General features: G+C 49.3%; 8 protein-coding genes. 1 reads left to right on the forward strand and 7 read right to left on the reverse strand.

Annotated features, from left to right (window positions below; all coding sequences use genetic code 11):
- Window positions 1-16: 16 nt before the first annotated feature.
- The 3 genes from V8Q34_RS23895 to V8Q34_RS23905 are packed head-to-tail and all read right to left on the reverse strand — an operon-like array spanning window position 17 to window position 1979.
- Entirely contained in the window at window positions 17-886 is an 870-nt protein-coding gene (locus tag V8Q34_RS23895) for a DUF4097 family beta strand repeat-containing protein (protein ID WP_298076390.1), read from the reverse strand.
- Entirely contained in the window at window positions 883-1659 is a 777-nt protein-coding gene (locus V8Q34_RS23900; protein WP_033139212.1) for a DUF1700 domain-containing protein, read from the reverse strand. The genes V8Q34_RS23895 and V8Q34_RS23900 overlap by 4 nt, the downstream gene beginning before the upstream one ends.
- Window positions 1656-1979 (reverse strand): PadR family transcriptional regulator, encoded by a 324-nt coding sequence (locus V8Q34_RS23905; protein WP_033139211.1) that lies wholly within the window; start codon window positions 1977-1979, stop codon window positions 1656-1658. Before V8Q34_RS23905 ends, V8Q34_RS23900 begins: the two co-directional genes overlap by 4 nt.
- A gap of 997 nt (window positions 1980-2976) precedes the next feature.
- On the opposite strand from V8Q34_RS23905, the gene V8Q34_RS23910 reads away from it, so the two are divergent.
- Window positions 2977-3576, forward strand: a complete 600-nt coding sequence (locus V8Q34_RS23910; protein ID WP_335836462.1) for a DUF4230 domain-containing protein — start codon at window positions 2977-2979, stop codon at window positions 3574-3576.
- Window positions 3577-3753: 177 nt separating this feature from the next.
- Here V8Q34_RS23910 and V8Q34_RS23915 read toward each other — a convergent pair whose 3' ends face one another.
- The 4 genes from V8Q34_RS23915 to addA form a co-directional block, all read right to left on the reverse strand.
- Complete coding sequence (locus V8Q34_RS23915; RefSeq protein WP_335836463.1) at window positions 3754-5556, reverse strand: ABC transporter ATP-binding protein; 1803 nt, start codon at window positions 5554-5556, stop codon at window positions 3754-3756.
- 1 nt (window position 5557) lies between these two features.
- Window positions 5558-7294 (reverse strand): ABC transporter ATP-binding protein, encoded by a 1737-nt coding sequence (locus V8Q34_RS23920; RefSeq protein WP_227245474.1) that lies wholly within the window; start codon window positions 7292-7294, stop codon window positions 5558-5560.
- Window positions 7295-7455: 161 nt separating this feature from the next.
- The gene (locus V8Q34_RS23925) at window positions 7456-8847 is read right to left on the reverse strand and encodes an alanine/glycine:cation symporter family protein (protein ID WP_103732313.1); all 1392 of its coding nucleotides are present in this window, start codon (window positions 8845-8847) and stop codon (window positions 7456-7458) included.
- Window positions 8848-8987: 140 nt separating this feature from the next.
- Window positions 8988-12770: a helicase-exonuclease AddAB subunit AddA gene (gene addA, locus V8Q34_RS23930; protein ID WP_335836464.1), complete on the reverse strand. Its 3783-nt coding sequence runs from the start codon at window positions 12768-12770 to the stop codon at window positions 8988-8990.
- Window positions 12771-12772: the final 2 nt, after the last annotated feature.

Consider the following 12772-nt stretch of genomic DNA (forward strand, 5'->3'; position numbering starts at 1 on the left):
CACCGGTTCCCGCAAATCAGTCCCCGTTTTCAAATAGTATATCCACACTGCCCATTCCGCACTCTATCTCCAAATATTTCGGAGCATTGCTGTCACCAGTCCTCAGGGAACTGACGCCGCTGTGAGATTCGCTGCCCACATTGACGGACCCTAAGCCACAGTCTATATCTGTGCTGTAATCCTGGCGTTTTCCCGCTAATCTGGCGTTTACCGTGCCCATTCCGCAGTCCAGGGAACCTGTATTGAATTCTATAAAGGCAATATCCATTGTTCCCATACCTGCTCCCAGTTCTGCTTCATCGGCCCTAATGATTCCGGTAGTCTCCGCACTGCCTGCCCCTACATACATAGTAAGCTTTTCTGCCTCTAAATCCTGAACCTCCAACGCTCCTGCCCCGATATGGAGTTCTGCTTCCTCAAACTTTTTGTCTTTCGGAATCTCAATCTGAATCGGATATTTTTCTATAGAGCGTCTGCGGTAGGATCTTTCTACGGAGAGCCGGCCGTCATCTTCGTCAAAATTCACCTTATCCTTATTGGAATAGACTCTGACGCGTATCTTATCCTTGTCTGAAGAACGGATCACGGAAACATAAGCATATTTTGTATCCACATCCAGTTCCCTTACCTGGTCTGCGTCAAATTCAAACTCCTTATCCGCTTCTCCTTTCAGCGTATCTTTAATATTGTCGAGAGATTCTGTAAATTCATAATCATTGTCATAACGCATCCAGCTTTTAAAAGGAATCCAGTTAATTCCATTCTCTGCAGCCGTTGCCACCCCTTCCCAGGTAGCCCCCATAACGAGGCCCGATAAAAACAGGGCACCTCCCACAACCGCCAGCACTAATGCTGTGATCAGACAGAATTTCGTAAACTTTTTCATGAATGGTCACCTCCCCTTATCCCTCTGTGCACAATCCTCTGGATCAAATCTATGACCCAGCGGAACACAGCCGGTACCACCTTAACCACAACCAGGACAAATACCAATATCAGCAGAATCCCAATGGCTGACAACATAATTCCCGCACCGGAAAAAGCCAATGCCGCCGCAGGATTCCCCAACATATGAATCAGTGCATAAACCACCATGGCAATACCGCCGCCCAGCAGCCCTACGCCGCATCCCAGGATTCCTGCAAAGATTCCGAGCAAACCAAGCAGCAGTCCGAAAGGTACGCCGAGAATTCCAATACCGATTCCTCCCACCACCGGGACAGCAATGATGACACATATGATAATGATGCCCCACATAAGCCCGCTTCTGTTTCTCTGGTGCTTTGCCGAACCGTAGCCGTGTCTGCTGTAGGGGCCGTTATATCCGTTCCCCTCCTGCTGTCTCTGTTCCTCTTTGTCTGTGTTTTCCTTTTTCGTATCTGCACCTGCGCGTTCCGGCATATCCCTGTCATCAAATATCCCGTCGCTGTATCCGGTCTCCGTGTATTCTCCGTACTCCTTGCGGCTCCCTCCCAGGTCGGCCTTGATAATGGCAGCCACCTTGCCGGGACTTCCCAATTCCTGAATGACAGAGGATTCGTTTTCAGCCCCTGCATCATCAAAATAATTATTGTAGAATTCCAGTGCTTCCTCTCTCTCCTGCACCGGAATATCCCAAAGCAGCCGTTCCAGCTGCGCTAAAAATTCCCTTCGACTCATTTTGGTATCCCTCCCTCGAACAATCTGGAAATTTTTGTGGAATAGTTTTTCCACTCTGTCTTATAAAGATTCAGCTGTGCCATACCTCTCTCTGTCAGCTTATAGTATCTTCGGTTCCTGCCCCCGTACTCCTGATCGTAAGTCTCCAGGCATTCATCCTTCTGAAGCCTTCTGAGTACCGGATACAGTGTGGATTCGGATACCTCCAAAACCTGCCGTACATCCTGGGTGATCTTATACCCGTATGTGCCGTCCGCCTCCTTGGAGACAACCGCCAGTACAATTGCATCCAGCAGCGCGGCGCCTGTATTAAAAACCATATGCTCACTTCCTTTTCTATATATAAGCCGTCTGCACTGCCAACGGCCGACTCCCGATATGATACTGTAATGCTTCGGGATATTTAGGATTTGTATAATATTATATTTTTTACAATACTATTTTATATTTAATACTATACGCCATATAATATAGTTTTGTCAATAGTATTATATGAAAAATATTTATTCCAGCTGTTAGGATATGGAAGATTGTATCGCAGCAATGATTTTACCTGTAATTCTCATTCAATATTTCGGCCTTATATGTATTATGGACATATGAAAATTGGTTTTTTTCTCAATTTACCACTAATTTCTCTCACTACGTTCTATTCTATCTGTAATCCTAAAGGCATAAGTCAGCTTTTCTTCCTTTTTTACCTATAAATCCCCACACTTCGTTACACTCTATCTGTATTCCTAAAGGCCCAAGCACACTTTTCTTCCTTTTTTACCTATAAATCCCCACACCATGTTACACTCTATCTGTATTCCTAAAGGCCCAAGCACACTTTTCTTCCTTTTTACCTATAAATCCCTACATCATGTAACATGCAATCTGCATTCCTGCAAATTCTCCTGGCTCCTCTCCTGTTCAGGAAATATTCTCATAAAATAATCACTCTTATATATATTCCTAATGTCCTAATTCAAACATCTCCTGATTTTACCATTGCTTTTTCCATACTCACGTTTTCCAACCGGCAATCATTTCTCAGGTTACATTTCACTCCGCACCCAGCAACATACTTCGCAATGCAAAGGTATGGAACATTCTGCTCCATACCATACTGGCTGTCCCCGGATTTTCATGCCTTCGGCCTGAAAACAGCTCGTCAAACAGTGAGTGTGAGCGGCGACTTTCCCAGAACATCATTTACCCGAACCTGTTACTTTTCCTTTTCAAACGTCGGAAAAAGACGTATAATGTAGAAAACAGCACTGTATACAAGCTGCTCAACAGCAATACTGAATATCAAAAAATACGGAGGTAAGAATGAAAAATAAAATAGCAAGGGTAATCGGCGTAATCTGTGTCCTGATACTGGTAATCTTCGGTATTTTCCTGGGACGATACTGGGAGGGGCGCAAATATCAAAAGGCAGATATCTCTGTTTCCGCTATCACTGCCCGCTTGACCCAGGCCAGCGACTTAGCCACAGCGCGCCTGGAATACAGGGGACTTATCCGCTATGAAGCCGGAGAAATCCGTTTTATCACCCAGAAAGGCTTCACCATGATCTACAATGCCCATATCAAGGCAGGCATTGACCTCTCCAAAGCAAAGGTGGACGTATCCGGCGAAACCATCACTGTGACACTTCCAAAGGCAGAGATTCAGGATATCACCATTGACCCTGACAGCCTGGAGTTCTACGATGAGAAAATAGCGCTGTTCAATCCACAGAACAAGGAAGACACCGTAACCGCACTGCAGGCAGCCAAGGAGGACGCAGAAAAAAATGCCGCTGACAGCGAACTGCTGACAACGGCAAATGAACAGGCCCAGCGCCTGATCCAGGAACTGCTCACACCTGTAACAAAGGACAGTGAAAAGGAATACACCATTGTATTCAACGAACCGTCCGAGAACTGAGCTAATATCAAAAATACATAAAAATGTAAAAACGGGCCGGGAGAATATGGCAATTCTCCCGGCCCGCCTTTGTATTCTATGCCTGCAGCCGCTGTAACAGTTCCCGGAAGACGAACGGCTGCGTACATGCCCATTAAAAACCGCTTCGCACTGGGCCGGACGGCTGCCGGCACCGGTTCAGCGCTGTGAATGTGCAGACCTGCCTGAACCGTTATCCGCCATGTCCTGTCCGGACAGAAACTGGCTGTTATACAGTCTGGCATAGAATCCGTTCTTCTCAAGCAGTGACCTGTGATCTCCCTGCTCCACAATATTTCCGTTATTCATTACCAGGATCACATCCGCCTCCCGGATGGTGGACAGGCGGTGTGCCACAATAAAGCTGGTCCTGCCCTGCATCATCTTTGCAAATGCCTCCTGAATATGCATCTCTGTTCTGGTATCAATGGAGGATGTAGCCTCATCCAGAATCAGCATGGGCGGCAGGCAGAGCATAACCCTGGTAATACACAGAAGCTGCTTCTGCCCCTGGGACAGCCCGCCGCCGTCCTCTGTGATCTCTGTGTCATAGCCCTTTGGAAGACGTTTGATAAAACTGTGCGCATGAGAGGCTTTGGCTGCGGCTTTGATCTCTTCCTCCGTGGCGTCCGGTTTGCCCATTGTGATATTATCCCGGATAGTGCCTGTTCTGAGCCAGGTATCCTGGAGCACCATTCCATAGGACCCCCGCAGGCTTTTTCTGGTAATACTGCGGATATCCCGGCTGCTGACACGGATACTGCCGCTGTCCACATCATAAAAACGCATCAGCAGATTGATGATAGTAGTCTTTCCGCAGCCGGTGGGTCCCACAATTGCCACTCTCTGCCCCGGGTGAACATGGAGATTAAAATCCTGCACCAGCTTTATCTCCGGTGAATAGGAAAAATATACATGCTCCAGATCCACTTTCCCATCTGTATGTTCCAGATTCTCAGCATGATCCGGTTCCGGTGTCTGAGGCTCCTCCTCTATGAGCGCAAATATGCGGGAAGCACATGCCAGCGCATTCTGAAGCTCTGTCACCACGCCTGAAATCTCGTTGAAAGGTTTTGTATACTGGTTGGCATAGCTTAAAAAACAGGAAAGCTGCCCCACAGTTATTCCGCCGTTTATAACCGACAGTGCCCCTACCAGCCCGACTCCGGCATAAACAAGACTGTTGACAAACCGTGTACAGGGATTTGTCAAAGACGAAAAGAAAATAGCTTTCAAGGAACAGTCTGCCAGCTTTTCATTGATCTCATCAAAATGTTCCAGAGCTTCCTCCTCATAATTGAATGCCTGCACCACCTTCTGCCCGCCTATCATTTCCTCCACAAGCGCAGTCTGTTCTCCGCGGGCCTCTGACTGCTGCTTGAACATAACGAAAGTCCTCTTTGCAATGAAATTTGCCACAAAAAGGGACAGCGGCGTGATCAGAACCACCACCAATGTAATGCCCACATCTCTGGTGAGCATAAAAAGCAGGGTACCCAGAATCGTGATCACACCGGTAAATAACTGGGTAAATCCCATTAAAAGTCCGTCTGAGAACTGGTCCACATCCGCTATGACACGGCTTACCACCTCACCGTAGGAGTGGTCATCCATGTATTTAAGCGGCAGGATCCGTATTTTCTGAAATGCCCGGTTCCTCACATCCTGTACTGTGTGGTAGGCGATTTTATTGTTGCTCACATTCATGATCCACTGCGCCAGGGCTGTGAGCAGAATGACGATCCCGATTTTCTGCAGAGTGCCGAACACATGGACAAAGTCAACTTTTCCCTTGTCTATAATGTAGTCAATGGCCTCTCCTGTGAGAATAGGCACATACAGAGTCAGAACCACAGTCACCGCTGCTGCCGCGATGGACAGAATCAGAAACGGCCAGTAATGGCGGACATATTTTAATACCTTCAGAAGTGTTTCCTTCTGCGCTGATTTTTTCTTGTCCATATTATGCCTCCTCCTGTCTGCTCTCAAACTGTGATTCATAGATTTCCCTGTACACGCTGCAGGTCTCCAGAAGTTCTCCGTGACTGCCGGCCCCTGCCAGACGGCCGTCCTCCATAACAAGGATCAAATCCGCATACATGACAGAGGAAGCCCTCTGGGATACAATGAATACTGTCATCCTGTCCTTCAGATTTCCTATGGCCTGACGCAGCCTGGCGTCTGTGGCAAAGTCAAGGGCTGAGGCACTGTCATCCAGAATCAGGATCTCCGGATTTTTGACCAGGGCTCTGGCAATGGTGAGGCGCTGTTTCTGTCCGCCGGAGAGATTCTTACCACCCTGCACCACCTCTGTGTCCAGGCCGTCCTCCTTCTTATCCACAAATTCCTTTGCCTGGGAGATTTCCAGCGCGCGCCACAGCTCTTCGTCGGATGCCCCCCGGTTTCCCCAGAGGAGGTTTTCCCGAATAGTCCCTTTAAAAAGGGTTGCCTTCTGCAGGACCATCCCCACCTTCTGTCTGAGCTCATGGATGGGATAGTTCCTCACATCCACGCCGTTTACCCGTACTTCACCTGCCGTGACGTCATAGAACCTGGGGATCAGGTGTACGAGAGATGATTTTCCGGAACCGGTACCGCCAATGATACCGATAGTCTGCCCCTTTTCTGCCTTAAAATCAATGTCTGTCAGGGATTCCTCCCCGGCATTCTTATACGTAAGTCCCACATGGCGAAATTCTACAGACGGGCTGCCCGTCTCTGCCCTTTCCGGGGATTTTCTGTCTGCGTCCTGCATACTGGACTGTATTTCCAGGACACTCTCCACGCGGTTTGCACAGGCAAGTGCTTTGGTGATGGTAATGATCAGGTTTGCCAGCTTGATCAGCTCCACCAGGATCTGGGACATATAATTTACCAGGGCGATAAGCTGGCCCTGGGTGATATACCCTGTATCCACACGGATGGCGCCTGTCCACAGCAGAACCACCAGGGCACCGTTGATGATCACGTATGTCATGGGATTCATCAGACCTGATATTTTCCCCACGTGCTTCTGCATTGCAGTGAGTGTATCATTGCTGGCTTCAAAGCGTTCCTTCTCTTCCTCTTCCTTATTAAATGCACGGATGACCCTTACGCCGGTCAGATTCTCCCTGGTAATTCCCAGTACCCGGTCCAGGGCGGCCTGTGTCTTCTTATACAGAGGAATGGTGATCAGCATGATACCAAATACTACCACAGAGAGCAGGGGAATCGTCACCACAAAGATAAGCGCCGCCTTTATGTCAATGGTAAACGCCATGATCATAGCGCCGAACACAATGCACGGCGAGCGGAGGAACAGACGCAGAACCATATTGACTCCATTCTGCACCTGGTTGATATCACTTGTCATCCTGGTGATCAGAGTGGAGGTACCCATGGTATCCATTTCTGTAAAAGAAAGCCCCTGGATATGGGAAAATAACGCGTGCCGCAGCTTTGTGGAAAATCCCACTGCCGCCTTTGCGGCAAAATACTGTGCCGTGGCGGAGCACACAAGTCCGATAATGCCCAGGCTTACCATGAGCAGGCACATGATGGTCACATAATGCTTGTCTCCGTTTCCGATGCCCCGGTCAATGATCCTGGCCATAACAAGAGGCACCAGCAGTTCAAAGGATGCTTCCAGAAGTTTGAACAGGGGTGCCAGGACAGACTCTTTTTTATAGTCTTTCATATAAATCAGCAGTTTTCTCATGATGTTCTCCTACCGGTAATTTATTTTCTTTCTTATCTTATCACCTCTTTCGTGGAATGACAAACCTTTCCTCTCAAATAAATAACTGTCTGCTGACTAAAAAGCAGCGATTCTCCCTTGCCGGCAGAGAATCGCTGCTTTTGTTAAATTCCTGTTATCATTTATTTTTTCTTTACTTCTTTCTGGAAATCAAAACATTCTTCCGCCACCACATTACTGAGCACCAGAAGACAGATCAGGTTTGGTATCGCCATAAGACCGTTCATTGTATCTGAAAAATCCCATACGATCTGCAGCGTTCTTGTAGCGCCCACAAATGTGATAAAGGAAAACAGCACCCTGTATATCCTATTCATCTTTGTAGAGCGGACTAAGAATTCCAGGGATTTCTCCCCGTAGTATTCCCATCCCAGGATCGTGGAAAAGGCAAAAAGCATGATGCCAATGGATACCAGATAGCTTCCCATAGGACCCAGTGCACTCTCAAAAGCTTTTATGGTCAGGTTAACACCCGTGATCAGTTCACCGGAGGCATCCTTCATACCGAGGACACCGGAGGACGCAATGACAAGACCTGTGACGGAACAGACTACCAGTGTGTCAAAAAAGGTTCCTGTCATATTGATATATCCCTGTCTGGACGGATAATCCGTCTTGGCTGCAGCCGCTGCAATGGGAGCGGAGCCGAGACCTGCCTCATTGGAGAAGACGCCTCTGGCAACACCCCAGCGCATAGCCGATAACATTGTGGCAATAATATTGCCGCCCACACCGCCGGCTACCGCCTTTACGGAAAATGCCATGCCGAATATCTGGGCAAGCCCATCGGGGATATGCTTTGCATTTATAATAATAACGCCTATTCCGCATGCAAAATACAGAACTGCCATAAAAGGAACCACCTTCTCACAGACCTTACCGATGCTTTTAATTCCACCTACCAAGACCACCAGTGCCAGTGTTGTGATCACTACGCCTGTCACAATGTTCGGAATCTTGAAGGTGCTGTTCAAAGCGTCCGCAATAGAATTGGCCTGTGTCATGTTGCCGATTCCGAAAGATGCCAGGACCGCGAAGACAGCAAAAAGCGTTGCCATCACTGCACCCAGTTTTTTGTATTTAAAACCGTTTTTCATAGCATACATAGGGCCGCCCACCATCTCGCCGTCTGCGTTCATTTCCCTGTATTTTACAGCGAGAACGCTCTCCGCGTATTTGGTGGAAAGCCCGAAGAGAGCAGAGATCCACATCCAGACGATCGCGCCGGGACCGCCCATGACCATGGCAGTGGCAACACCCACAATATTGCCGGTACCTATGGTTGCCGCAAGAGCGGTCATCAGAGACTGGAACGGTGTGATATCACCTTCCCTGCTGCCCATGCCTTCCTTGTCGGGATCTTTAAAAATAGACTTCAGCGCAAATCCCAGATTGCGCCATGGCAGAAAATTCAGCCGAATGGTAAGAAAAACTCCTGTACCCACCAGCAGTACCAGCATAAAAGGGCCCCATACAAAATCATTCACTGCTTTCAGTATTACTGCAAAATCCATACGTTACCTCCCTCACATGCGACAACGCAGAAAGGGACAGACTACCGACCGTCTGCCCCTTTGCTCCATCGCGTTATCACATCAACGTTTTATTCTTTCTTCCTATCATAACATGGGGGAAGGGGTTTGTAAATCTGAAATTACGGGGCAGCCTGCTGCACAGCCAATCCCTTCTGTAATTCCACGGAATAAATATACTTCTCCGTCACTTTCCTTCCCGTCACCCGTTCCAAGGCCTCCGCATAGTAATCAAGCTGGACCCTGTACTTCTCGATCAGATCACTTCCGTCTCTGCGGCGCACCCTGTCTGTTTTGTAATCCACAAGTACAATGCTGTCCCCCTCGTAGAAGAAGGCATCAATGATTCCCTGTACCAGAACACGCTCCTCCTCCGGGTATTCCTCCTTCAGCCTGTCCGCTGCAATCTCCATGACAAAGGGCTGTTCCCGATACAGCGATCCACGGGTCTGGGCTTCTGCCATGCGTCTGCCAATGGAGGAAGCGGCAAACTGATACACATCACGGGGAGAAACCGTGCGGCGGATCTCACTGTCAATCCTGTGTTCAGACTCCAGAGCCAAAAGCTGCTCCTCCGCCTCTTCTGCAGACCCGGCTTTTGAAAAGTCAAGGCACTCGAATACCCTGTGGTATGCGGTACCTCTTCCGGCTCCTGTCAGTCCTTCCTCGCGTTTTTCAATAAAGGACGGGATATAGGGTATCATCTCCTCCTCTTCTTCATACCAGGAAGTACTCTCCTCGTCTTCCATGTGCAGCCGCTTCACCTCGGATACCGTGACCTTTGCAGGAATCTTGTCCCGGTCCGGATAAGGATAAGAATAGGTAAAACGCTCCTCGATCTGTTCCCTGACCTTTTCATCCCAGACTGCGGCTGTATCAAATTCCAGAATTTCCTGCTTTTTCATCTTCTGTATCATTCTGGTCTCCGCTTCCTCCAGTGTAAGCTTTGTGGGTGAGATCACCTGTATATGGAAACCGGCCTCGTCATCGTGGAGCGGATTTAAAACATAGGGGCGTTTCTCATAGGAGAGGTACACCTCATCCATACAGCGGTGCCTTGCAAGGGCAGGGAAAATCCAGTCCAGATAACAGCGGGCTTTTGCCAGCCTGCCGTAAGATATCCTGCGCTCCTCCTGTTTTTTCAGGGGTTCTAAGGCAGTCAGCCGCTTTTCCAGCCTGGAGGTACTTCCGGTGAGGATCAGTTTTTCCTTGGCGCGGGTCAGCGCCACATAGAGAATACGCAGTTCCTCTCCCAGATTCTCAATCTGTATCTGGCGCTGTACTGCTTTTTTCAGAAGAGTCGGCGTTTTGGTGCGCAGCTCTGCATCCACCCAGTCGGCGCCCACTCCCAGATCAGGGTGCATGGCAAGGGATGCCCTGGCATCCTGCTGGTTGAACTGTTTTCCCATGCCGGAGACAAAGACCACCGGAAATTCCAGACCCTTGCTCTTGTGGATACTCATAATCTTCACTGTATCTTCATTTTCGGAAAGAATGTTCGCCTCCCCGAAATCCACCTGGTATTTCTGCAGATTCTCTATATACCTGACAAAGTTAAAGAGACCCCGATAGCTGGTACTCTCATAATCCCTGGCCTTCTGAAGAAGCATCAGCAGGTTGGCCTTCTGCTGTTCCCCGGAAGCTCCTGCCTGTATATAGTCAAAGAGTCCTGTCCTGTCATAGATCTCCCACAGCAGTTCATGCATGGGTGTGTAGGGAACTTTCTTCCGGATACTCTCATACAGCTCCAGGAAACGGCCTGCCTTCTCCCCGGTCTGCCTGTCCTGGGCATTATCCGATTCACACAGACTTTCCGCCGCCAGAAGTGACTGATACATGCCGGCTTTCTCCATCTCTCTGCCCACGCATTTTACACGGGCCAGCTCCTCCATGGAAAATCCGCCCGGCAGGTTGTGAAGCGCTCCGGTAAACGGAATGTCCTGCAGCGGATTGTCCAGAATGCGCAGATAGTTCAAAACGGTCATAACCTCTGAGGCGGAAAAATATCCCGTCTTTGTCGTCACACTGGCCGGAATCCCCTGGGCATTCAAAACGCGTTTAAAAGTCTCCGACCAGCCGGAAAGGGTTCTGAGCAGTACCACACAGTCTCCAAACCTGGCCGGGCGGTACTGTCCCGTGGTTTTGTCAAGAACAGGATAGGAACCCACCAGCTCCTGAATCCTTGCGGCAGCGGCTCTGGCCTCCAGCTCCTGTACATTTTCACCGGACTCCATAACCTTCCACTCTTCCTCATCTGTCTCCACCAGGATCAGTTCCGTATCCGCCGCCGAGTTCTGTCGCTTCTCTGCCGCATCCGATCCACCATCCTGCTGGTTCTCTGACGCATCCGGTTCCCCATCCTGTCCCGCCGGATACGGAGGAAAAGATGCACCCGGATACAGCGCCGCTGCATCATCGTACTCCACTTTTCCAAGCGCTTCCCCCATGATCTGATAGAAAAGGAAATTCACCCCGTCCAGCACTTCCTTCCGGCTTCGGAAATTTTTGTGCAGGTCGATTCTAAGGCATTTCCCTCCGGCTGTGGAATAAGTTTTGAATTTTTCCATAAACAGATCCGGTCTTGCAAGACGGAAACGGTAGATGCTCTGTTTCACGTCCCCTACCATGAAAATATTGTTGTTTCCTTCCTCCATCTTAGACACAGCGTTTAAAAGCTTTTCCTGTACAAAGTTGCTGTCCTGGTATTCATCTATCATGACCTCAGCAAATCTGTCCGCCAGTTCCTTTGCCGCCTGAGTCCGCTTATCCTTCTCCCCGGAATGGTCCACCAGGATCTTCAGGGCAAAATGTTCCAGATCCGAAAAGTCCAGTATATTTTTCGCCCTCTTCTTCTCTGCAAACGCCCGGGCAAACGCAAGGGTCAGATCAATGAGCACCCCAACCGGACCTCCCGCCATGCGCACATACTCCGCCGCGTCCTCCAGAGAGAGGGCAAAATACTGTTCCTTCAGTTCACCCAACAGGTCTTTTACCTGCTGCCGCAGATTCTTTGTTAGCTCCTTTGCCTCCTCTGAGACCTGGGAATCCTTTTTTGCCGCAAGCCTGGCAAAGGAAAGACCCGAAAAAAGTCTCTGCCATTCCTCAAAGGAATCCGTCTGCAGCAGTTTCTGCACAAATGTCCTGTCAGATTCCAGGGCATTTTCATAATAATAAGGTCCGCCCTCTTCTCTGGCTGTCTCCAGCGCCGCGTCTGCCAGATTCATGGCCTCCTGCAGGCTTTTTCTGATATCCTCTTTGATCATCTGCATCCAATCGGCCTGTTCCAGTTCCTCCGCGGAAGAAATGCTGTATGCCTCCTTACAGGACAAAAGCCATTCCTCAGGATACGGATAGCTGACCGAAAAGGCATAGAGGCGCTTTATCATATCCTCGATCCCCTCATCCGTCTTCCCGGTGGAAAAACACTCCACAAACTGCAGAAATTCCGGCTCTTTCCTGCTGTATGCATCATCAAGCACCTGAGCAGCTACATCACCCTGCATCAGGCGAAGCTCCCCCTCCTCCGCCATACGGTAAGAAGGGTCCAGATCAATGAGATGAAAATAATTTTTCACCACATAGGAACAGAAGCTGTCAATGGTGGTGATCTGCGCGTGGTGAAGCAGTGTGCTCTGCCTCTGCAGATGCTCATTGTCCTCATCCTCCGCAAGCTTTTTTTCAATCGCCAGCCGGATACGTTCCCGCATCTCCCCCGCAGCCGCCCGGGTAAAAGTCACGATCAGCAGCCTGTCAATATCCACCGGATGCACCGGATCTGTGACCATGGAAATAATACGCTCCACGAGCACAGCCGTCTTGCCGCTTCCCGCCGCTGCACTGACCAGTATGTTGCAGTCTCTGGAATCGATCACCTTCTGCTGCTCTGTTGTCCACATCACTCCCATTT

The organism is Blautia sp. JLR.GB0024, from assembly GCF_037000545.1.
Classification (GTDB): domain Bacteria; phylum Bacillota; class Clostridia; order Lachnospirales; family Lachnospiraceae; genus Blautia; species Blautia celeris.